This is a genomic window from Paracoccus sp. C2R09 (genome assembly GCF_018860625.1).
In the GTDB taxonomy this organism is placed as follows: domain Bacteria; phylum Pseudomonadota; class Alphaproteobacteria; order Rhodobacterales; family Rhodobacteraceae; genus Paracoccus.
Map to the genome: position 1 here is coordinate 141313 of NZ_JAHKQB010000007.1, position 20313 is coordinate 161625.

At 65.5% G+C, this 20313-nt stretch carries 23 protein-coding genes; 15 read left to right on the forward strand and 8 right to left on the reverse strand.

The window, feature by feature from the left end; all coding sequences use genetic code 11:
- Positions 1-40 precede the first annotated feature (40 nt).
- Positions 41-1147, reverse strand: coding sequence for a UDP-galactopyranose mutase (glf, locus tag KO490_RS01180; RefSeq protein WP_216017564.1), 1107 nt, complete (start codon positions 1145-1147; stop codon positions 41-43).
- Positions 1148-1517: 370 nt separating this feature from the next.
- Here glf and KO490_RS01185 point away from each other — a divergent pair, with 370 nt between their 5' ends.
- The 3 genes from KO490_RS01185 to KO490_RS01195 are packed head-to-tail and all read left to right on the forward strand — an operon-like array spanning position 1518 to position 4177.
- The gene (locus tag KO490_RS01185; RefSeq protein WP_216017565.1) at positions 1518-2054 is read left to right on the forward strand and encodes a hypothetical protein; all 537 of its coding nucleotides are present in this window, start codon (positions 1518-1520) and stop codon (positions 2052-2054) included.
- Positions 2054-3043, forward strand: coding sequence for a glycosyltransferase family 2 protein (locus KO490_RS01190; RefSeq protein WP_216017566.1), 990 nt, complete (start codon positions 2054-2056; stop codon positions 3041-3043). The genes KO490_RS01185 and KO490_RS01190 overlap by 1 nt, the downstream gene beginning before the upstream one ends.
- Positions 3044-4177 carry a glycosyltransferase family A protein gene (locus KO490_RS01195; RefSeq protein ID WP_216017567.1) on the forward strand — a complete coding sequence of 378 codons (1134 nt, stop codon included), beginning with the start codon at positions 3044-3046 and terminating at the stop codon, positions 4175-4177. It abuts the gene before it with no gap.
- 207 nt (positions 4178-4384) lie between these two features.
- On the opposite strand, the gene KO490_RS01200 is transcribed toward KO490_RS01195, so the two are convergent.
- Together KO490_RS01200 and KO490_RS01205 are read right to left on the reverse strand one after the other, a co-directional pair.
- Positions 4385-5479, reverse strand: a complete 1095-nt coding sequence (locus KO490_RS01200; RefSeq protein ID WP_216017568.1) for a hypothetical protein — start codon at positions 5477-5479, stop codon at positions 4385-4387.
- Positions 5476-5868: a hypothetical protein gene (locus tag KO490_RS01205; protein WP_216017569.1), complete on the reverse strand. Its 393-nt coding sequence runs from the start codon at positions 5866-5868 to the stop codon at positions 5476-5478. Before KO490_RS01205 ends, KO490_RS01200 begins: the two co-directional genes overlap by 4 nt.
- A gap of 1095 nt (positions 5869-6963) precedes the next feature.
- On the opposite strand from KO490_RS01205, the gene KO490_RS01210 reads away from it, so the two are divergent.
- The 4 genes from KO490_RS01210 (at position 6964) to modC (ending at position 9799) form a co-directional block, all read left to right on the forward strand.
- Positions 6964-7239, forward strand: a complete 276-nt coding sequence (locus KO490_RS01210; protein ID WP_216017570.1) for a SelT/SelW/SelH family protein — start codon at positions 6964-6966, stop codon at positions 7237-7239.
- Positions 7240-7302: 63 nt separating this feature from the next.
- Positions 7303-8040, forward strand: a complete 738-nt coding sequence (gene modA, locus KO490_RS01215; protein WP_216017571.1) for a molybdate ABC transporter substrate-binding protein — start codon at positions 7303-7305, stop codon at positions 8038-8040.
- Positions 8040-8738, forward strand: coding sequence for a molybdate ABC transporter permease subunit (gene modB / locus KO490_RS01220; protein WP_216017572.1), 699 nt, complete (start codon positions 8040-8042; stop codon positions 8736-8738). The genes modA and modB overlap by 1 nt, the downstream gene beginning before the upstream one ends.
- Positions 8735-9799 carry a molybdenum ABC transporter ATP-binding protein gene (gene modC / locus KO490_RS01225; protein ID WP_216017573.1) on the forward strand — a complete coding sequence of 355 codons (1065 nt, stop codon included), beginning with the start codon at positions 8735-8737 and terminating at the stop codon, positions 9797-9799. The genes modB and modC overlap by 4 nt, the downstream gene beginning before the upstream one ends.
- A 10-nt stretch (positions 9800-9809) precedes the next feature.
- Here the strand turns inward: modC and KO490_RS01230 are convergent, their stop codons facing one another.
- The 5 genes from KO490_RS01230 to KO490_RS01250 form a co-directional block, all read right to left on the reverse strand.
- Positions 9810-10577, reverse strand: a complete 768-nt coding sequence (locus KO490_RS01230; RefSeq protein ID WP_252726933.1) for an ABC transporter ATP-binding protein — start codon at positions 10575-10577, stop codon at positions 9810-9812.
- Between the two features lie 2 nt (positions 10578-10579).
- On the reverse strand, positions 10580-11467 hold the full coding sequence (locus KO490_RS01235) for an ABC transporter ATP-binding protein (RefSeq protein WP_216017574.1): 888 nt from the start codon (positions 11465-11467) through the stop codon (positions 10580-10582).
- Entirely contained in the window at positions 11464-12375 is a 912-nt protein-coding gene (gene nikC, locus KO490_RS01240) for a nickel transporter permease (RefSeq protein ID WP_216017575.1), read from the reverse strand. Before nikC ends, KO490_RS01235 begins: the two co-directional genes overlap by 4 nt.
- On the reverse strand, positions 12372-13388 hold the full coding sequence (locus tag KO490_RS01245; protein ID WP_252726960.1) for an ABC transporter permease: 1017 nt from the start codon (positions 13386-13388) through the stop codon (positions 12372-12374). Before KO490_RS01245 ends, nikC begins: the two co-directional genes overlap by 4 nt.
- 81 nt (positions 13389-13469) lie before the next feature.
- Positions 13470-15077 carry an ABC transporter substrate-binding protein gene (locus tag KO490_RS01250; RefSeq protein WP_371822255.1) on the reverse strand — a complete coding sequence of 536 codons (1608 nt, stop codon included), beginning with the start codon at positions 15075-15077 and terminating at the stop codon, positions 13470-13472.
- Positions 15078-15272: 195 nt separating this feature from the next.
- Between KO490_RS01250 and KO490_RS01255 the strand changes: the two genes are divergently transcribed.
- The 8 genes from KO490_RS01255 (at position 15273) to KO490_RS01290 (ending at position 20261) form a co-directional block, all read left to right on the forward strand.
- Complete coding sequence (locus KO490_RS01255; protein WP_216017577.1) at positions 15273-15887, forward strand: ribonuclease D; 615 nt, start codon at positions 15273-15275, stop codon at positions 15885-15887.
- Positions 15888-15920: 33 nt separating this feature from the next.
- Complete coding sequence (locus KO490_RS01260) at positions 15921-16865, forward strand: SIS domain-containing protein (protein ID WP_216017578.1); 945 nt, start codon at positions 15921-15923, stop codon at positions 16863-16865.
- A gap of 3 nt (positions 16866-16868) precedes the next feature.
- A complete protein-coding gene (locus tag KO490_RS01265) occupies positions 16869-17456 on the forward strand; it encodes a hypothetical protein (RefSeq protein ID WP_216017579.1) in 588 nt (195 codons plus the stop codon).
- Between the two features lie 11 nt (positions 17457-17467).
- Positions 17468-17953, forward strand: coding sequence for a lipopolysaccharide transport periplasmic protein LptA (gene lptA / locus KO490_RS01270; RefSeq protein ID WP_216017580.1), 486 nt, complete (start codon positions 17468-17470; stop codon positions 17951-17953).
- A complete protein-coding gene (lptB, locus tag KO490_RS01275) occupies positions 17950-18678 on the forward strand; it encodes an LPS export ABC transporter ATP-binding protein (RefSeq protein ID WP_216017581.1) in 729 nt (242 codons plus the stop codon). The genes lptA and lptB overlap by 4 nt, the downstream gene beginning before the upstream one ends.
- A 176-nt stretch (positions 18679-18854) precedes the next feature.
- Positions 18855-19430 (forward strand): ribosome hibernation-promoting factor, HPF/YfiA family, encoded by a 576-nt coding sequence (gene hpf, locus KO490_RS01280; RefSeq protein WP_216017582.1) that lies wholly within the window; start codon positions 18855-18857, stop codon positions 19428-19430.
- A 92-nt stretch (positions 19431-19522) separates the two neighbouring features.
- Complete coding sequence (locus KO490_RS01285; RefSeq protein ID WP_216017583.1) at positions 19523-19987, forward strand: PTS sugar transporter subunit IIA; 465 nt, start codon at positions 19523-19525, stop codon at positions 19985-19987.
- A gap of 85 nt (positions 19988-20072) precedes the next feature.
- Complete coding sequence (locus KO490_RS01290) at positions 20073-20261, forward strand: hypothetical protein (RefSeq protein WP_216017584.1); 189 nt, start codon at positions 20073-20075, stop codon at positions 20259-20261.
- The last annotated feature ends 52 nt before the right edge of the window (positions 20262-20313 follow it).

Consider the following 20313-nt stretch of genomic DNA (forward strand, 5'->3'; position numbering starts at 1 on the left):
ATATTGTCTGCCTCGAGTTCGGTCGGATGGAGGAGGGGGCTCAGTTATCCGCGCGCTGGAACGCGCTTGCGGTGTCCAGCGCCTCTCGGATGGTGACGTCCATGTCGAGATAGCGATAGGTGCCCAGACGGCCGACGAAGGTGACGTTCGGGGTTTCGCGGGCCAGCGCCTCGTATTGCGCCAGCATCGCCTTCTCCTCGACCAGGCGGATCGGATAATACGGCGTGTCGCCCGGTTCCGCCGCGCGCGAAAATTCGCGGTAGCAGACGCTGCCCTCGTGACTTTCCCACGGGCTGAAATGCTTGTGTTCGGTAATGCGGGTGAAGGGCACGTCCGCGTCGCCATAGTTCATGACCGCGCAGCCCTGATAATCGCCCTGGTGGGTGAACCGCTCGAAGTCCAGCGTGCGATAGCCCAGGCGCCCCAGCTTGTAGTCGAAATACCCGTCCAGCGGGCCCGACCAGAAGACGTGGTCGGCATCCTCGGCCATGGCCGGGTCGTAGCTGGTGCCCAGTTCGACCGTGATGTTCGGATGATCGAGGATCGCTTCGACCATGGCGGTATAGCCGTGTTCCGGCATGCCCTGGAAGCGGTGGAAGAAGTAGTTGTCGTCATAGTTGAAGCGCACCGGAAGGCGCTTCAGGATGGATGCCGGAAGCTCGGTCGGGGAACAGCCCCACTGCTTCTCGGTATAGCCTTTGAAGAAGGCCTCGTAGAGCTCGGGGCCGACGAAGCGCAGGGCCTGATCCTCGAAGGTCTGGGGATCGGTGATCGAGGTGTCGGCCTTGGATTCGATGAAGCTGCGGGCCTCTTCGGGGCGCATGGTCTTGCCGAAGAACTGGTTGATCGTCAGCAGGTTGATCGGCAGCGAATAGACCGCGCCCTGCGTGGTCGACTTGACCCGGTTCTGATAGGGCATGAAGGCGGCGAAGCGGTTGACGTAATCCCACACGCCCTCGTCGTCGGTATGGAAGATGTGGGGGCCGTAGGTGTGGACCATCACGCCCGTATCCGCATCGCGTTCGCTGTAGCAGTTGCCGGCGATATGGTCGCGCGCGTCGATGATGCGGCAGTCGTGGCCGGCCTCGGCAAGTTCGCGCCCGATCACCGCGCCCGAGAGTCCTGCACCCACAAGTAGAATCTTCATCCGATCTGTCCCATTCGTTCTGATTGGCCACGGTCAGATGTCACGTCGCGGCGGCGGCACGACCCTGTCCGGAACTGCAAGGGTCCAATGGCACAAAACCACTGCCCATGCCAGTGCCCCGACCCTGCAGCTGCAATGATATGGGCGCATCGTGCGTTTTCAGCAGGCAGACGGCTCGCAGGCCAAGCGATCGATCTGTCGCGAACCGCGCCTTGCAGGTCGTGCAGCGCAGGCGGGATGGGCCTGATGTTGCTGTCACACGCGCAACGTGCAATCCCTTTGCAACTGGTCCCGGTGCCGGGTTGACTATGGTAGTCCCGGGCCATGACCGTTAAGCATTCACAAGCCGACCCATCAAAGCCGAGCCAAGATGACTGATAATATCCTCATCGGACCCGATGCCCACAGCCGGTTCACGCTGCAGATGCTTCGGCATCACGAAGGCGCGGGCGATCTCCACAGCGGCAGCCTGCCCGTGACGGATGGCGTGTCGCTGTCGACCGACCCCGAGGCGGAGGTTGCGGGCGACTATTGCTGCCGTGCCGACAACATGATCCAGGTCAGGATGGACGCCGCCGAAGGCCGGCGCTGGCAGGCCCTGCACATCCATCTTGGGGATGTGAACCTTGCGAATGCGGGCGTTCTGGGCATCGTGGCGCGCAGCGTTGCACCCGCGTCGACGACGACCCGCCTGTGCATCCGTTCCGGCAATGACGACCAGTTCATGGATACGTTCTTTTCCAAGACGATGGTGTCCTTCGCGCAGCCCAGCACGCATATGGACGTGATGGATATCGCCGCCATGCCCGACCTTCCCCGTCAGGCGCAGTGGCGAGACCTGATCCTGTTCTTCCGCGCCGGGGATATCAGCATCGATCTTCTGGATCTTCGTTTCTTCGTCGTGTGATGCAGCAGGATGCGCAACCCGATCTTGCGATCGTCATTCCGGTCCGCAACCTGCCCGAGGATCTGGACAGGCTTCTGGGTCAGATCGCGGCTCTCGGCATCTTTTCGCAGGTGGTCGTGTCAGACGACTGCTCGGATGCGGAATGCAGCCCGCGGCTGAGCGGAAACCTTGCCAGGCTGTCGGGCGTGGACGTCGTTCATCTGCGGTCCGATCGTCAACGCGGCGCAGGCCATGCACGCAACATGGGCTTGGCGGCGGTCACTGCGTCGAACGTCCTCTTCTTCGATGCGGATGACATGCTGTGCGATGAACTGGCCGAGATCTGGCGCCATCACCAGGAAGCGGGCTGCCCGGATTTCACGATATTCCGCCACAGCGACACGCGGGTCGAGGAGAGCGAGGGCCGTCGCGGCACCTTCCCCACGGAAGAGCAGATGTGGGAACGCGCGTTGTCGGGCGATTCCCGCCGGATGCTGAGCGCCCAGGAATGCGCAGGGCTGGTCATGATCAGCGCCTATCCCTGGAACAAGATATATCGGACCGACTTCCTGCGGTCGCATGACATCTCGTGTTCGGAAACGCCGGTCCACAATGACATCCGCCTGCATTGGCTCAGCTTCCTGCATGCGCGCGATGTCCAGGCCTCGCGTCGGATCGGTGCGGTCCATGTCATCGGCGATCGCGAACATCACCTGACGGCCAGAAAGGGGCGCGAACGTCTCTGTCTTGCCGGGATCGTGGCCGAGCTGACCGACCGGATCCGGGAGGCACCGGGGCGCCAGATCATGATGCAGCGCTTCATCCAGTTCGTGGACGGGATATGCCGGTGGAACCTGCGCCAGGTCGAGGACGACCTGATCCCCGAGTTTCGCAGCCTGGCATGCGACGCCTATCTTGGCTTCACCCCCGAGGAGTTCCGGATGTTCGCGATGCAGCAACCGGATCGCGCGCAGGAAATTGTCCGCTTTCTCCTGGCCGAGGGGGTGTGAATGATGTCGATCAGCTTCATCGTGACCACTTACAACATTCGCAGGTATGTCACGCGCTGCCTCGAATCCGTGGCGCAGGTGGCCCGCCCCGGCGATCAGGTCATCCTGATCGACGACGGGTCGGATGACGGCACGCTCGAACGGGTCCGAGAATTCGAATCCGGGGGCCATTTCGCAAGCGGCGTCGAATTCCGCCCGATCTATCTGGGAACAAATACCATGGGCGGCGTCGGGATCGGCGCGAATATCGGTCTGGACGAGGCCGGGTGCGATACCGTCTTCTTCGTGGACGGGGACGACTGGATCGACCCCGCGGGCTTCGCGCGCGCCCGGGCGCATTGGGCGTTCCATCCCACGGATATCCTGTTCACAAATTATCTGGAATACGACGAAAAGGCGGATCGCGCGCGGCATCCCGCAGATGCGCAGCGCTGGTCGGCGATCGACAACGCGCTTCCGCTCGACCAGCTTCGCGCACATGGGCTGGGACTGATCGCGGTGCCGTGGCGCAAGTTCTATCGGCGCGCATTCCTTGCAGAGCACGGGCTGCGTTTTCCGGAAGGAGATTACTTCTTCGAGGACAACCCTTTCCACTGGGCGGTCTGCAGACGTGCCGCAAGCATCGGTTTCGTCAACACCGTATCCTGCCATCACCGGATCAATCGCCCCGGTCAGACGATGGCGTCCACCGGGGCCGAACTTGCGGCCTTCTTCACGCATTTCGGCACGATCCTGAATGACCTGGATCCCGGCGATCGTGCGAACCGTATCGCCGCGACGCGTTGGCTGCTGAACAACATGACCTGGCACATGCCGCGCCTGGCACCGTCCGCGCGTCACCCCTATGCGATCGCGGGATGGCGGGCATTGCGCATGGTGCCCGATGACATCTGGCAGGAACTGGGGGTCAGCGAAGGCGCGAAGTCGATCTGGCCGGTTGCCGACCGGTTGCGGCGGGGCGATGTGGACGGCCAACTGCTGCAATGGCAGAATGCCTCGCTCGAAGCCATGCTCGCCGATCTGGGCCGCCGCCTTGCGCGGCTCGAAGGTCAGAGTGCTGAGGGCACGCGTCTGTCGCGGGGCCTTGCGGCCGCCAGCGCCTTCGAAAGCATCCTTGCCCTGAGAAGGTCATGAGCGCCGCGGCGGCACGATCCTGGAACGTGAAGGACGCGGATCGGCCTCGATAGGTTGCAGCACATTGCAGGCGCGATGGAGGCTGGGCCAAGGTTCGTTCGCCGCGCAGGCGTCGTTCTGGACGGCATCCGCCGGGATCATGCCGTTAAAAAGGGGGCGCTCCTGATGCTGCCCCCTCTCAAAGGCGCGGCGATTGCCTGTCCGGTCCTACTGCGGCTTCCCGTCGCGGCGCGCTTCGCGGGCTTCGACGACCTTGCGCCTCATCTCGGCCTTCAGCTCGCGCGCCAGACCGATGTTCATCTCGTCGGATGTGATCACCTGGTCGATCAGGCGAAGCCACCATTTTGGCACCGTCAGCTGATCGTCCATATCACGCTGGTCCAGATAGGACTGGGGGATCGAGAACAACCCGGTCGAAGGCTCGTTCGTCATCGCGCGGAAATAGTCGCGATCGCGCAGGACGGATTCGGCGATCCGATCGAAGAGCGCGCCGTGAACATGCAAGAGCTTCGAGAAGCGCCTTGTCTTCCCGGGGAACAGCTTCGACACGATGTCGCGGCGTTTCTTGGTCCGCTGGAACCCGAACGCCCGGCGCGAGTGATGCAACAGGAACAGCGCAGCCTCCGAGTAACGCTCATTCGCGGAAACCGCGGGATCGCCTCGTGAAATTCCAAGCTTTCGGCACAGGACGTCCAGGACATCCTCGCCGCCCCAATCCGAGCGTTCCGTCGATAGAAGGTCGAAAGGGTTTTCGGGGGCTTGCAGGCGGATCCGCTCGATGAACGCGGAATAGCTGAAGAAGTCGAAGCCATTCTGATCGCGGAAATTCTGAACAAGACCGACGATATCGTTGTCTGGCGATTTCATGAAAGCCGCGTCCGGGATCCTGAACATGCCGCCTTTCAGGTACTGGGCATAGACCGATTCGACGAATGGGAACGGGTTCCGGAACAGCATCAGGATACGAACATTGCCGACCCCGAACTTGTCATTCAGCGCGGCGATGATGCTGCCGGTGATCTGGCGATCCCAGAGCGAGTTCACGAATTCTTCCGATGACAGCAGGATGCGATTGCAATCCGCGTCTTCCGCCTCCTGCGCGATCCTTTCGACCGCAGCGGGAACATCGGCGGGTTCGAGCTGGTGCAGAGGTCGATGGCTGAAATAGCCCGAATTCTCGCGACAGGTGGTTGGATAGAGAAGCCCTTCCGAACGATGCAGCTTGTCGTTGCGATGCAAAAAGGATTGCAGTGCCGAGGATGCGCATTTGGGCATTCCAACATGCAAGTATACTGTGGTCATCTTTCAGCCTTCGCTGTTGCTGGTCGTGTGGAATGGGCGTGACAGCCCTGCAGATCGACATCTCGTTCATCAGCATGCCGCATTCGATCCACCGGCCGGTCAAGCGCCCCTAGGGGTCTTCGAAGCGCCGTCGCGCAGGGGATGGTGCGGAAAATTTTCAATGCGATCTCACTGCCTATCGGATGCGGATCTTCTACCTTTTGCCGATGGGCGGGAATAGCGGCTTTCTTTCTGGGAAGTTTCGTTGCCCGCGCCATGCCAACCGTCTGGTGGCTCCCGTTACCGCGACGAACTTGAAGAAGCTCGCAGTTTTCCGGTCCTTCATACAAGGTCTCGACTGCATCGTCCCAGCGGAATCTACAACGGTCGCGCTGCCAAACTGAACGCATTTGGCAGTCATGTGCATGGCAAAGGCTTAATGGGGGGCGTCGCATAAGGCTGAACCAGTTGTCCAAGCCATGTGCGGCCCGATGGGCATTATTTCCGGCGATGGCTGTGCCTGCATCTTGATACGAGCATCCGGGCCGAGCGCTCGACCTCTACGTTCCGGCTTGCCGACAAGCGCCTGATTTGTCAGAGCCTATCACCGCAGCGGTCGCGCGCTGGGGAAAGCGGTCATTTCGGGGGTGGTTGCCGAGGATGTGCTGGACAAGACCGCCCCTGCTCCGGCCAGCTTGTCCTTCCGCGATCCGTCCAATGTCTTTCTCAATCGCGGATGCGGCATCAGGCAACTGACAGATCGGCAAGACGAGCACTGGAACTGCGACAGGGGCATGTCAGGCCGCTTGGATCAGACGAACCGCAAGGTGATATCCCTTCGCCATGGCAGCTCCGAATTCGCTGCCATTCACCCGGACGGCGTTCACGATCCGCGTCCTTTGCCGATCCGGAATGGCCGCCCGACGGTCCGATCTTCTGCCGATTCCGCAGGCGCGCGGTCGGGAGCGCACCGTGCGGGCTCCGAATGCCCGCCGGTCCGCGATGTCGTTGCCTCGGCTCATGGAAGCGGGCGACATTGTCAGGGATGTCGGGGCGGTCGGCACCGGCAGACGGAACCAATTTGTCATCTGCAAGAGGTCCTCGGCCGGAACCGCGGCGAAGGTGACAGCCTTTTCCCCGAATGATCCTCCTCGGATGCACAGCCTTGGACGGCCGCTTCACAGGTCTTCTGACGGTTCCCTATCCATTTGCGGAGGTGACGAGGGCTGCAGCGCAGAGCGTTCTTGAGGGGGCACAGAACACTTTCCGGATCAATCATCGAGCCCCTTCACCTTCCATGGGCAAATCCAGCTCCGGCTTTGCGGCATCGGCGGAGGGAACCGTTACGGTGAACCGTATACGGAACCGAAATGGCCGGTGCCGCCACCTGCCGAATGAACCGGGGGCGTGGCCCGATCATGCGCCTGGGCGGCCTGCATCTGGCCGCGACATGCTGACCGAGCCCCCGCTTGCACGCATCCGGGCGCCGGATTATCGTCCCGGCCATGACCAGGCCACGCATCACGATCCGCTACTGTACCGGCTGCAACTGGCTTCTTCGGGCCGGATGGATGGCGCAGGAGCTGCTGCAGACCTTTGGCGAGGATCTGGCCGAGGTCGCGATCATTCCCGGCAATGGCGGCATCTTCCAGATTGCGGTGGATGGCCGGCTCATCTGGGACCGCAAGGCCGATGGCGGCTTTCCCGGCCCCAAGGAGATCAAGCAGCGCCTGCGCGATGCGATCGATCCCGGCCGCGACCTGGGGCATCTGGATCGCTGATCCGTTATGTCCGGCCGAAAATAGCGCTTGCATCCGCGGCCCGCGCGGCGTGCAATCGCGGCCATGTTCCGGACCCTTCTCATCACGGTCATGCTGGCGACCATTCCCCTGCGCGCGGGGGCCGAGACCGTCGTCTTTGCCGCGGCCAGCCTGACCGACGCGCTGGACCGCATCGCGGCCGAATGGGCGGATGCGGGGAACGAGCCGGTCACCATCAGCTATGCCGGGTCGTCGGCGCTGGCGCGGCAGATCCAGCAGGGCGCGCCCGCCGATCTGTTCATCTCGGCCAACGAGGAATGGATGGACGCGCTGGTCGCATCCGGCGATGTCCGGGCGAACAGCCGCCGCGACATCGCCTCGAACGCGCTGGTGCTGATCGGGCCTGGCGACCGGGCGCCGGTCGCGATCGACGACACGCTGGACCTGCCCGCACTGCTGGACGGGGGGCGGCTGTCCATGGCCATGATCTCTGGCGTGCCTGCCGGGATCTATGGGCGGCAGGCGCTGCAATCCCTGGGCCTGTGGGACGATGTCGCCGGACAGGTCGCGCAATCGGACAACGTGCGCAGTGCCATGGCCTTCGTCGCGCGGGGCGAGGCGCCGTTGGGGATCGTCTATGCCACCGATGCGCAGGTCCAGCCCGACGTTTCGGTGCTGGGCCGCTTCCCCGATGGCAGCCATGCGCCCATCCGCTATCCCGCGGCGATGGTCACGGGCGGGCAGGACGACGGGTTCCTCGACTTTCTGACCTCGGACGCGGCGCGGCGGGTCTGGCGCGACTTCGGCTTCGGTGACCCCTGATGGGCGGCTGGCTGGGCCCCGAGGCATGGCAGGCGGTCGCGCTGTCGCTGAAGGTCGCGTTCTGGGCCACCGCGCTGTCGCTGCCCCTGGGCATCCTTGCGGCCCATGCGCTGGCACGCTGGCGTTTCCCGGGGCGCGGGCTGCTGAACGGGCTGGTGCATCTGCCGCTGATCCTGCCGCCCGTGGTGACCGGATACCTGCTGCTGCTGGTCTTCGGTCGGCAGGGCGCGGTCGGATCGTGGCTGCACGAGGTCTTCGGCATCACCCTGGCCTTTCGCTGGACGGGGGCGGCGCTGGCCGCCGCGATCATGGGGTTTCCGCTGATGGTCCGCGCGATCCGGCTGGCGATCGAGGCCGTGGATCCCGGCCTTGAGGCTGCCGCCGCGACCTTGGGGGCGGGGCCGATGCGGGTCTTCGCCACGGTGACCCTGCCGCTGGCAGCCCCCGGCGTGGTCGCGGGCGCGATCCTGTCCTTCGCCAAGGCCATCGGCGAATTCGGCGCGACCATCACCTTCGTGTCGAACATCCCCGGCCAGACGCAGACCCTGCCCTCTGCGATCTATGCTCTGTTGCAGGTGCCGGGGGGCGAGGCTGCGGCGGGCAGGCTGGTCGTCATCGCCATCGTCATCGCCATGGCCGCGCTGATGCTGTCCGAACTGGTCGCGCGTCGCGTCGCGCGCAGGGTGGCGGGCGCATGAGCCTCGAAGTCATGGTCCGTCACCGCGTTGCGGGTTTCCAGTTGCAGGCCGATTTCACCGCGCCCGCCGGGCTGACGGTCCTGTTCGGGCCGTCCGGTTCGGGCAAGAGCACGCTGATCGATGCCGTGTCGGGGCTGATCCGACCGGATCATGCGCGTATCGTGGCGGATGACCGTGTGCTGAGCGATACCGAGGCGGGTATCTTCGTGCCGCCCCATCGCAGGCGGCTGGGGCATGTGTTCCAGACGGGGCGGCTGTTTCCGCATCTGAGCGTGCGCCGCAACCTGACCTATGGCATGCGCCCGGGCCCTGCCGATTTCGACCGGGTGGTCCGGATGCTGGGCATCGATCATCTGCTGCAGCGCAGTCCTGCGGGCCTTTCGGGGGGGGAACGCAGCCGCGTGGCGATCGGTCGCGCGCTTCTGGCGCAGCCGCGCCTGATCCTGGCGGACGAACCGCTGGCCGCGCTGGACGAGGCCCGCAAGGCCGAGATCCTGCCCTATTTCGAGCGGCTGCGCGACGAGGCGCTCGTGCCCATCCTCTATGTCAGCCATTCGGTCCCCGAGGTGACGCGGCTGGCCACCACCGTGGTCGCGCTGCGGGCGGGCAGGGTGATCGCGCAGGGCAGTCCGGCGCAGGTGCTGGGCGATGGCGCGATGGGCGACGATGCCGCCTCGATCATCGGGGCGCGGGTCGTGCGGCACCACGATGATGGGCTGAGCGAGCTTGCCGCCCCTTCGGGCCCGCTCTGGGTTCCGCGGACGGATGCCGCGCCGGGGCAGGCGCTTCGCCTGCGGGTGGGTGCGCGCGACATCGTCCTGTCGCAGGGCCGCCCCGAGGGGTTGTCGGCGCTGAACATCCTGCCCGGGCGGATCGCGGCCTTGCGCGATGCGCCCGACGGTTCCGTCATGGTCACCCTGCAGATGGGCCCCGACCGGCTGATCGCGCGGATCACGCGCAGATCGGCATCGGCCATGCGGCTTGCAGAGGGGCAGGACTGCCATGCGATCCTGAAATCCGTGGCGGTCCAGCCATCCGACATCGCGCCCGACCGGGCCTAAGGCCGCGCGATCAGGCGGTCGCGCCCAGGCTGCCGGATGCCTCGATCAGGCCGCGCGTGTATTCGGCCTTGGCCGCACCCCGGCGCAGGTCCGCCACGGGCAGTTCCTCGACCAGGCGCCCATGCTGCATGACCGCGATCCGGTCGCACATATGGCCCACCACGGCCAGGTCGTGCGTGACCATCAGATAGGTCAGATCATGTTCCGCGCGCAGATCCGACAGAAGGTTCAGGATCTCGGCCTGGACGCTGACATCCAGCGCGCTGGTCGGTTCGTCCAGCAGCAGAAGGCGCGGTTCGGCGGCCAGCGCGCGGGCGATGGCCACGCGCTGACGCTGCCCCCCCGACAGCTGGTGCGGATAGCGGAAGCGGAAGCTGCGCCCCAGCCCCACATCGTCCAGCAGCTTGTTGATGCGCTGATCGACATTGCCGATCCCCTGCAGATGCAAGGTTTCCGACAGGACGGCATCGACCGAATGGCGCGGGTGCAGGCTGGCATAGGGGTCCTGGAAGACCATCTGCACGGTCTTGAAGAACTGCCGGTCGCGCCGGGCGCCCCGAACCTTCAGCCCCGCGACCTGCAGATCGCCCGACCAGCTGTCGATCAGTCCCGCGACCGCGCGAAGGATGGTGGATTTCCCCGACCCGGATTCGCCCACAAGCCCGAAGCTTTCGCCCTGGGCTACCGAGATATCGGCGGATTTGACCGCATCGACACGGTCGGGCGGTTCGCCGAACCAGACATTCAGATCGCGGATCGCAAGCATCGGTGGCGTCATTGTCACAGCCCTCCGGGCAGGTCGGTATCGGCGCGCGGCGCGATCAGGTCGTCATCGCGCCAGCTGTCCTGTCGGGTCAGAACGGGCAGGCGGTCCTGCGGCGCGTCCAGCCGCGGCAGGCTGGCCAGCAGCCCCTGGGTATAGGGGTGCCGGGCCTTGTGCAATTCGCGCGCGGGCAGGGTTTCCACGATGCGGCCCGCATACATGATCAGCACCCGGTCGCAGAACTGGGCGACCATGTTCAGGTCGTGGCTGATGAAGATCAGACCCATGCCGCGATCGCGCACGAGGTTGTCCATGATCGACAGCACCTCGTTGCGGACCGACACGTCCAGCGCGGAAGTCGGTTCGTCCGCGATCAGGATTTCGGGGTCGGGGGCCAGCATCATGGCGATCATGATGCGCTGACCCATGCCCCCCGACACCTCGTGGGGATAGCTGTCCATGACCCGTTCGGGATCGCGGATCTGGACGGCGCGCAGCATCTCGATCGCCTTGGCATGGGCATCGGCGCGGCTGACGCGGCGATGCAGGCGATACGCCTCGGTGATCTGGCGGCCGACGGTCATCACGGGGTTCAGGCTGAACTTGGGGTCCTGCATGACCATGCTGATCCGCTGGCCGCGGATCTTGCGCATGCGGCGTTCGGACAGGTTCAGGATCGACTGTCCCTGGAACTCCATCCGGTCGGCCTCGACCCGGCCCGGCGGTCGGATCAGCCCCAGGACGGAACGGCCGGTCATCGACTTGCCGCTGCCGGATTCCCCGACGACGCCCAGCCTTTCGCGGCCCAGGTCAAAATCGATGCCGCGCACGGCCTGGAACAGGCCCTGACGGGTCGGGAAGGTCACGCGCAGATTGCGGACGGACAGAAGCGGGGCGTCGGTCATTTCGCGCCTCCTTTCGGATCCAGCACGTCGCGCAGCCCGTCACCCAGCAGGTTGAACGCCATCGAGACGGTGAAGATCGCAAGCCCCGGCATGGCAGCGACCCACCAGAAATCGAGGATGTAGGCCCGCCCGTCCGAGATCATCGCCCCCCATTCGGGCATGGGCGGCTGCGCCCCCAGCCCCAGAAAGCCCAGGCCCGCCGCCGACAGGATGATCCCCGCCATGTCCAGCGCGACCCGCACGATCAGCGAACTGACGCAGAGCGGCCAGATATGGCGGAACAGCAGGCGCGCGCGGCCCGCGCCCTGCAACCTTGCGGCAGCGATGAAATCGGCATGACGGATGGTCAGCGTCTCGGCCCGGGCAAGGCGGGCATAGGGCGGCCAGGCGGTCAGCGCCAGCGCCAGCACCGCGTTGCCGATGCTGGGTCCCAGGGCCGCGACGAAGGCCAGCGCCAGGATCAGCTTGGGGAAGGCCAGGAAGATGTCGGTGATCCGCATCAGGACCTGGTCGACCCAGCCCCCGGCAAAGCCCGCGACCGTGCCGATGAACAGCCCGATCAACGGCGCGATCAGCGCCACAGTGCCCACGATGAACAGGGTGATCCGCGATCCGTGGATCAGGCGCGACAGGATGTCCCGCCCAAGCGCGTCGGTCCCCAGCCAATGTTCGGCCGATGGCGGCTGCAGGCGGATGGCAAGATCCTGGGCGAAGGGGCTGTGGGGGGCCAGAAGCGGCGCGAAGGCCGCCATGCCCAGCAGCAGGATCAGGATGATCAGCCCCAGCATCGCCAGCTTGTTCGTGCGGAAGGTCAGCCAGCCCTGATAGAACGCGCCCAGCCGTGCCTGACGGCGGGTCTGCGGCGCATCCGACAGGAGCCATTCGCGGCGTGTCATGGTGTTCGTCATTTCGACCTCGGGTCCAGCACGCGATAGAGGATGTCGCTGAAGAGGTTCAGGACCACGAAGCAGACGCCGACGACGACTGTGCCGCCCAGCACCGCGTTCATGTCCCCCGACAGAAGCGAACGGGTGATGTATTGCCCCAGGCCCGGCCAGCTGAAGATGATCTCGGTCAGGACCGATCCCTCCAGCAGCGACCCGAAGGACAGCGCGATGACCGTGACCAGCGGGATCGAGATATTGCGGAAGGCATGCCCCCAGATCACCGCCCGTTCGGACAGGCCCTTCACGCGGGCGGTGGTGATGTATTCCGCCGAAAGCTGTTCCAGCATGAAGCTGCGCGTCATCCGGCTGATATAGGCCAGGCTGTAATATCCCAGCAGGCTGGCCGGCAGGATGATGTGGCTGAAGGCGTCGCGGAACGCGGCCCAGTCGCGGGCAAGCGCGCTGTCGACCAGGATCATGCCCGTGACGTTCGGGACCATGCCGTCATAGATGATGCCCTGCCGTCCCGGCCCCCCGACCCAGCCGAGGATGCCGTAGAAGATCAGAAGCCCCATCAGGCCCAGCCAGAAGATGGGCATGGAATACCCGACCAGCGCCACCACGCGGGCGATCTGGTCCACGATCCCGCCGCGCCGCGCGGCGGCGATCACGCCAAGCGGCACGCCCGCCAGCACGCCGATCAGCGTGCCCAGGGTCGCCAGCTCGAACGTGGCGGGAAAGACGCGGCGGATGTCGTCCCAGACCAGCTGCCCGGTCGAGATGGATCGCCCGAAATCGCCGGTCACGACGTCGCCGATATAGCTGAGGAACTGGATCGCCAGCGGCTTGTCGAGGCCCATAGCCTGATAGGCCGCGTCGTATTGAGCCTGCGTCGCGCGATCGCCCACGACCTTCAGGACGGGGTCGATGGGCATGACGCGGCCGATGATGAAGGTCACCAGCAGAAGGCCGAGCAATGTCAGCGTCAGCGACAGGGCGGTGCCCGCGATCCCGCGTGCACGGCGCCGGCGCAGGGCGGACCTGCCGGACGTGTCGGGTCGGCCAGTGCCGGGGGACGTGCCCCCGGCGGCCGTGTTGTCGTTCGAGGCCAAGGCTTATTCGCCCTTCGTCACCTGGTGATAGACGACCGAGGTCACGGCGCCGCCGCTCCACCAGTTCTGGACGCCGTCGCGCAGGCCGACCTGCTCGATGCGCTGGAACAGCGGCACGATGGGGGCCTCGGCCTGGTACTGGCGCTGGATGTCCTCGTACATGGCGGCGCGCTTCTCGGTGTCCTGCTCCAGCGTGGCGGCCACGGTGGCCTCGTTCATCTCGGCGGGAACCTCGTAGGCGTTGCGCCATGCCAGAAGGCCCACGGCATTCGCGTCGTCGCTGTTGTCGGGGTTGAAGGCGAAGGTCGCGGCATTGGTGTTCGGGTCGGAATAATCCGGGCCCCATTCGCCCAGGAAGATCGGCACCTCGCGGGCGCGATAGGCGTCCAGAACCTGCGCACCGGTCATCTGCTCGATTTCCAGCGTCAGGCCAGCCTCGGCCATGGAGGCCTGCAGGGTCTGCGCCACGTCCACGTATTCGCGCAGGTCGCGCACGCGGGTGGTGATGGTGCCGCCCTCGATGCCCGCATCCGCCAGCAGCTGGCGGGCCTTCTCGACGTCATAGGTCCAGGCCTGTTCGTCCAGCGCGCCCAGATAGCCCTTGGGCAGGAAGGCCTGATGCGTGATGAACTGCCCCTTGAGGAAGCTCGAGGTGATCCCCTCGTAGTTCACGAGATGCTTCATCGCCTCGATCACGGCGGGGTTCGACAGCAGCTCGTCCTTCTGGTTCAGACCCATGTAGAGGATGCGGCCGCGGGGTTCGTCCTGGATGGTCACGCCCTTGACCGAGGAGATGCTGTCCACGTCGGTGGGGGTCAGGTTGCGCGCGACGTCGATGTCGCCCTGTTCCAGAAGCAGGCGCTGCGCGCTGGATTCGGCGACGTTGCGCACGATGACGCGCTTCATTTCCGCCGCGCCCTGCCAGTAATCCTCGAATGCCGTCAGCTGCACGGCCTCGTTGGGGCGCCATGCGGCCAGTTCATAGGCGCCCGAACCGGCCTCGGCCGAGGTCAGCCAGGCATTGCCCAGATCGCCGTCCTGTTCGTTGGCCAGCACCGTTTCCTTGTCGACGACGCTCGCGATCATCGCGGTCAGGCAGTTCAGCACGAAGGACTGCGCATAGGGCTGGTCCAGCTGCAGGGTCAGGGTGGTGTCGTCGAAGGTGATCATCTCCTCGACATTGTCGGCGGTGAAGCCGAACTGCGTCAGGATGAAGGCCGGGGTCTTGTCCAGCTTGACCGCGCGCTGCAACGAGAATGCGGCATCTTCCGCCCGGACGGGATTGCCCGAATGGAAGGTCACGCCCTCGCGCATGGTAAAGGTGATCGAGGTGCCGTCCTCGGACACCTCCCAGCTTTCGGCCAGGCCGGGCTGGAAGCCCGCTTCGGGGTCCAGCGGGTCGAAATCGACCAGGCGGTCATAGGTGTTGCGGTTCACGTCGTTGCCCGCGAACTCGAATGCCTGCGCCGGATCCAGGCTGATGATGTCGTCGATCGTATGCGCGATCACCAGCGTGTCGGCGGGGGTTTCCGCGAATGCGGCAGGCGCGAAGGCCAGCGCCGACGCCAGAAGAACGGCCCGCGAGGTCAGTCGAATGGTCATGTCTGTCATCCCTGTTGATGTGCGCCCTGTCTGAGGCAGGGTTTGCATGACCTGTAAGTTGGCGCATGCCCGACGGGGGTGCAAGTGTCCCTTCGACAGGTGCTGCACGGATTTTTGGCTGGAACGGTCAGCGCGTTTCTGGTCAGAGAGGCATGGAACGCCAAGATCGCGACCCGTGCCGCCGCCCCTGAAAGGACCCGAAGGATGAGCATACATCTGTATCCCAACGACCTGCCCGACGACCTGGATCTCGGGAATGTCGTGGCCATCGACACGGAGACGATGGGTCTCGACCCGCGCCGCGACCGGCTGTGTCTGGTGCAGCTGTCCTCGGGGGACGGGGATGCGCACCTGGTCCAGATCGAGCGCGGGCAGACCGAGGCCCCGAACCTGACGAAGCTGCTGACCGATCCCAAGGTGCTCAAGCTGTTCCATTTCGGGCGCTTCGACATCGCGGCGCTGGAAAACGCCTTCGGCGTGGTGACCGCGCCCGTCTGGTGCACCAAGATCGCATCGAAGCTGGTGCGCACCTTCACCGACCGTCACGGGCTGAAATACCTGCTGAACGAGATGGTGAATGTCGATGTCAGCAAGCAGCAGCAGACCAGCGACTGGGGCGCGGCCGACCTGACCGACGCGCAGCTGGAATATGCCGCCTCGGACGTGCTGCATCTTCACAAGCTGAAGGACGCGCTGGAGGAACGCCTGAAACGCGAGAACCGCATGGGTCTTGCACAGGCCTGCTTTGACTTTCTGCCCGCCCGCGCCCATCTGGACCTTCTGGGCTGGGGTGACGACGGCGACATCTTCCGCCACTGACAACCGCGCGGCTTCAGCGCAAGGGAGGACGGCGTGAGCGACTTCATCGCGGCCGCAAGGCGCGTCATCGAGACCGAGATCGCGGGGCTGCAGGCCCTGTCCGACACGTTGGGCGGCGAATTCGACCGTGCCGTCGCGACCATCCTGGGCGCCAGGGGGCGCGTCATCGTCTCCGGCATGGGCAAGTCGGGCCATGTGGGCCGCAAGATCGCGGCCACCTTCGCATCGACCGGCACGCCCGCGCAATTCGTCCATCCGGGCGAGGCCAGCCACGGCGATCTGGGCATGGTGACGGAACAGGATGTCGCGCTGGTCCTGTCCAACAGCGGTGAGACACCCGAGCTGGCCGACCTGATCGCCCATACGCGCCGCTTCCGCATTCCGCTGATCGGGGTCGCCTCGCGCCCCGGATCGACGCTGCTGCGCCAGGCGGATGTGGCGCTGCTGCTGCCCCAGGCCGAGGAAGCCTGCGGCAACGGCATCGTGCCCACGACCTCGACCACCATGACGCTGGCATTGGGCGATGCGCTGGCCATCGCGCTGATGGAGCATCGCCAGTTCACGCCCGAACATTTCCGCGTCTTCCATCCCGGCGGCAAGCTGGGCGCGCTGCTGGCCAAGGTGGGCGACCTCATGCATCGCGACATGCCGCTGATCGATCGCGACGCGCCGATGTCCGACGCGCTGCTGACGATCAGCCAGAAGGGATACGGCGTCACCGGCGTCACCGGTCCCGAGGGCGAGCTGGTGGGCATCATCACGGATGGCGACCTTCGCCGCCACATGCAGGGTCTGCTGGACCACCGTGCCCATCAGGTCATGACCGCGGCCCCCCGCGTGATCGCACCGGACGCCTTGGCCGAATCCGCCCTGGCCGAGATGCAGGACCGCAAGATCACCTGCCTTTTCGCGGTCGAGGACGGGCGCCCCTGCGGCATCCTGCATATCCACGACTGTCTGCGCGCGGGGCTTGTCTGAGCGATGAACCGCACCCGCATCGTCCGCTGGCTTCGCGTGCTGCTGCCTCTGGCGGCGCTTGCGATGCTGTCGACGATGTTCCTGTTCTCGCGCAGTTCCGACACCGAATCCCGCATCCCCTATGCCGAGGTCGATGCCGAGGCCGCCGCCCGCGAGGGGCGTCTGGTGGCCCCCGAATATTCCGCCGTGACCAGTGACGGGGCGACCATCGCACTGCGGGCCGCGCAGGGGCGCCCGACCGAAGGTGGCGGCACCGCCGAGCAGCTGGAGCTGGAGCTGCGCCGCACCGATGGTGTCACCGCCACCGTCACGGCCCCCACCGGCGGGGCGCAGGGCGACAGCATCAGCCTGGGCGGCGGGGTCGCGATGGAGACCTCGACCGGGTGGCGGCTGGTGACCGACAACCTGCGGGCCCTGACCGGCGAAGGCATCCTGCGTGCCGACGACCCGATCGAGGCCGATGCGCCCTTTGGTCGGATCACCGCCGGCGCGATGCAGCTGGAACCCCAGGATGCAGGCCGGACGGACGGTCCGGCGATCTTGAATTTCTCGGACGGCGTTCGTCTGATATACCGCCCCGAGACCGAATGAGGGATATCGCCATGCCGCGCCAGTTCATCCTTGCCCTGACCCTTGCGCTGCTGCCCGCGGCCGGTTCCGCCCAGAGCATCGCCTTCGGGGGCATGGACAGCGACCCCTCGGCCCCGGTCGAGGTCGCGGCCGACAACCTGTCCGTGAACCAGTCGGACGGCAGCGCGCGCTTCACCGGCAATGTCGTGATCGGCCAGGGCGAGATGCGCCTGTCCGCCGACGACGTGACGGTCGAATATGCCGAGGGCGGCCAGGACCGGATCCGCGCGCTTCTGGCCCGCGGCAACGTGACGCTGGTGGCGGGCGAGGATGCCGCCGAGGCGCAGGAGGCACGCTATGACGTGGCGGCGGGCACCGTCCTGCTGACGGGCGACGTGCTGCTGACCCAGGGGCAGAACGTGCTGTCGGGCAATCGCATCACGGTCGATATCCGCAACGGCACCGCGCAGGCGCAGGGCCGCGTGCGCACCATCCTGCAGCAGGGGACCGACCGATGACCGCGGGCCTGGATGTCCGCGAGCTGCGCAAGTCCTACAAGAACCGCCCCGTCATCCGCGACGTCTCGGTCAGCCTGTCGCGGGGCGAGGTGGTGGCATTGCTGGGGCCGAACGGATCGGGCAAGACCACGACCTTCTACTGCATCGCGGGCCTCGTGACGCCGGATGCGGGGGCGGTGTCGATCGATGGGCAGGACGTCACCCGCCTGCCCATGTTCCGCCGCGCCCGGATGGGCATCGGTTACCTGCCGCAAGAGATGTCGATCTTTCGCGGGCTGACGGTCGAGCAGAACATCATGGCCGTGCTGGAGGTGTCGGTCGCGGACCCGCATCGCCGTCGCGACCGGCTGGAGGAACTGCTGGCCGATTTCTCGATCACGCATCTGCGCGGGGCGCCGGCGCTGGCCCTGTCGGGGGGGGAACGCCGCCGCGCCGAGATCGCGCGCTGCCTGGCCTCGAACCCGGGCTTCCTGCTGCTGGACGAACCCTTCGCGGGCGTCGATCCCATCGCCGTGGGCGAGATCCGCAGCCTTGTCCACGATCTGAAGGGGCGCGGCATCGGCGTGCTGATCACCGATCACAACGTCCGCGAAACCCTGGGCATCGTCGATCGCGCCTATATCCTGCATGACGGTCACGTGCTGATGTCGGGCACCACCGACGAGATCGTCGCCGACCCGAAGGTGCGCGAGGTCTATCTGGGCGAAGGCTTCCGCATGGCGTGATGCGCGCCGTGCAATTCCGTCTCACGGGCGCGTGCGCACCGTTGACATCACCGATCCTCTGTCACCAAATTGACTCATGCGGGCGCGGAACAGCCGCCCCGCCGACCCCCGTTTCCGCCTTTGCCGGCAACTGAACGGGCCGGCGCAACGAAACGGGCAACCGGAGAGGAATAACGATGCGCTATACCATCAGCGGAAAACACATCGATGTCGGAGATGCGTTGAGCACGCATGTCGAATCCGAGCTGGGCCAGATGATCGAGAAATATTCTCAGCGCCCCACGGATGCGACCGTGACCTTCTCGAAGGACGCGCACCAGTATTTGTGCGACGCTGTGGTGCATCTGTCGACCGGCCTGACCGTGCAGTCGCGTGGCCTCGCGACCGAGATCTATGCCGCCTTCGATGCCTGCCGCGAGAAGATGGACAAGCAGCTCCGCCGCTACAAGCGCCGCCTGAAGGACCATCACAAGGACCGCACGGACCCTGTTGTCTTCGGTGAGGCCGGAAGCTATGTGCTCTCCGCCGACGAGGATGTCTGGGAATCGCAGGGCGGCAGCCTCGAACCCATCATCATCGCCGAGATGGAGAGCCGCGTTCCCACCCTGTCGGTGGGTGATGCGGTGATGCAGATGGAACTGGCAGGGACACCGCTTCTGGTGTTTCGCAACGAGAAACATGGCGGCGTCAATGTCGTCCACCGCCGCGACGACGGCAATGTGGGCTGGATCGACCCGCGCGGAAACGGCTGAGCGCCGCCGCGACTGACGCCAATTTATACCGTGCCGCCCTCGTGCCCTTCGCGGATTTCGAGGGCGGTCGTATTGGGAAAGACGCGAAGACGATGCAGATCAGCGAGATCCTTCAGCCGGGGGCGGTACGTTCGCTCGGACAGGTGACCTCGAAGAAGCGGTTGTTCCAGGAACTGGCGGAACTGGCACAGGCCGAATACGGCCTGTCCGCATCCGAGGTTCTGGACGCCCTTCAGGAACGAGAGAGCCTTGGCCCCACCGGGGTCGGCCATGGCGTGGCCTTGCCCCATGCCCGGCTTCACGGGCTGCACAAGGTGGCGGGCCTGTTCCTGCGCCTGGAAAAGCCGCTGGATTTCGACGCGGTGGACCGCCAGCCGGTCGATCTGGTCTTCGCGCTTCTGGCCCCCGAGACCGGCGGCGTCGATCACCTCAAGGCGCTGGCGCTGGTGTCGCGCACGCTGCGCGATCAGGACCTGCGCCAGAAACTGCGGGCCAATGACGATGCGGTGGCGCTGCATGCGGTCCTGTCGGCGGCACAGGGCATCAAGGCCGCCTGAGGGGCGGATCGGCGCAATATCGCGCCCGCGGTTTGAAATGGGACCGATTCGGCCCTATATTGGGGCCTCGGAGAAGGAGGTTCCCATGACCAAGCATATCGCCGACCAGCCACGCCTGCGCGGCCAGTCCCGGATGCAGCACTTCCTGCGTCACGAACGCGAGACCATGCCCCATGAAAGCAGCCTGAAACTGCAATCGCGTCCACAGGCGCGCGATGGTCAGATCCGCAAATCCGCGGAATTCGCGCGCATCGAACGGGGCCAGCTGGCCTGAACGCAAAAGGGGGGCGCATGGCCCCCCTTCGACGCGCTGCCGACCTGTATGA

What these genes read in the sequence shown, in the direction of transcription:
- KO490_RS01200 (WP_216017568.1), bottom strand. Translation starts at nt 5,479, where the DNA reads ATGACCACAGTATACTTGCATGTTGGAATGCCCAAATGCGCATCCTCG.
- KO490_RS01255 (WP_216017577.1), top strand. Translation starts at nt 15,273, where the DNA reads ATGAGCATACATCTGTATCCCAACGACCTGCCCGACGACCTGGATCTC.
- modB (WP_216017572.1), top strand. Translation starts at nt 8,040, where the DNA reads ATGGGCGGCTGGCTGGGCCCCGAGGCATGGCAGGCGGTCGCGCTGTCG.
- KO490_RS01290 (WP_216017584.1), top strand. Translation starts at nt 20,073, where the DNA reads ATGACCAAGCATATCGCCGACCAGCCACGCCTGCGCGGCCAGTCCCGG.
- KO490_RS01210 (WP_216017570.1), top strand. Translation starts at nt 6,964, where the DNA reads ATGACCAGGCCACGCATCACGATCCGCTACTGTACCGGCTGCAACTGG.
- glf (WP_216017564.1), bottom strand. Translation starts at nt 1,147, where the DNA reads ATGAAGATTCTACTTGTGGGTGCAGGACTCTCGGGCGCGGTGATCGGG.
- hpf (WP_216017582.1), top strand. Translation starts at nt 18,855, where the DNA reads ATGCGCTATACCATCAGCGGAAAACACATCGATGTCGGAGATGCGTTG.
- KO490_RS01190 (WP_216017566.1), top strand. Translation starts at nt 2,054, where the DNA reads ATGCAGCAGGATGCGCAACCCGATCTTGCGATCGTCATTCCGGTCCGC.
- KO490_RS01250 (WP_371822255.1), bottom strand. Translation starts at nt 15,077, where the DNA reads ATGACAGACATGACCATTCGACTGACCTCGCGGGCCGTTCTTCTGGCG.
- KO490_RS01195 (WP_216017567.1), top strand. Translation starts at nt 3,044, where the DNA reads ATGATGTCGATCAGCTTCATCGTGACCACTTACAACATTCGCAGGTAT.
- KO490_RS01230 (WP_252726933.1), bottom strand. Translation starts at nt 10,577, where the DNA reads ATGACGCCACCGATGCTTGCGATCCGCGATCTGAATGTCTGGTTCGGC.
- nikC (WP_216017575.1), bottom strand. Translation starts at nt 12,375, where the DNA reads ATGACGAACACCATGACACGCCGCGAATGGCTCCTGTCGGATGCGCCG.
- KO490_RS01265 (WP_216017579.1), top strand. Translation starts at nt 16,869, where the DNA reads ATGAACCGCACCCGCATCGTCCGCTGGCTTCGCGTGCTGCTGCCTCTG.
- modC (WP_216017573.1), top strand. Translation starts at nt 8,735, where the DNA reads ATGAGCCTCGAAGTCATGGTCCGTCACCGCGTTGCGGGTTTCCAGTTG.
- lptB (WP_216017581.1), top strand. Translation starts at nt 17,950, where the DNA reads ATGACCGCGGGCCTGGATGTCCGCGAGCTGCGCAAGTCCTACAAGAAC.
- KO490_RS01185 (WP_216017565.1), top strand. Translation starts at nt 1,518, where the DNA reads ATGACTGATAATATCCTCATCGGACCCGATGCCCACAGCCGGTTCACG.
- modA (WP_216017571.1), top strand. Translation starts at nt 7,303, where the DNA reads ATGTTCCGGACCCTTCTCATCACGGTCATGCTGGCGACCATTCCCCTG.
- lptA (WP_216017580.1), top strand. Translation starts at nt 17,468, where the DNA reads ATGCCGCGCCAGTTCATCCTTGCCCTGACCCTTGCGCTGCTGCCCGCG.
- KO490_RS01205 (WP_216017569.1), bottom strand. Translation starts at nt 5,868, where the DNA reads ATGCGTTCAGTTTGGCAGCGCGACCGTTGTAGATTCCGCTGGGACGAT.
- KO490_RS01235 (WP_216017574.1), bottom strand. Translation starts at nt 11,467, where the DNA reads ATGACCGACGCCCCGCTTCTGTCCGTCCGCAATCTGCGCGTGACCTTC.
- KO490_RS01285 (WP_216017583.1), top strand. Translation starts at nt 19,523, where the DNA reads ATGCAGATCAGCGAGATCCTTCAGCCGGGGGCGGTACGTTCGCTCGGA.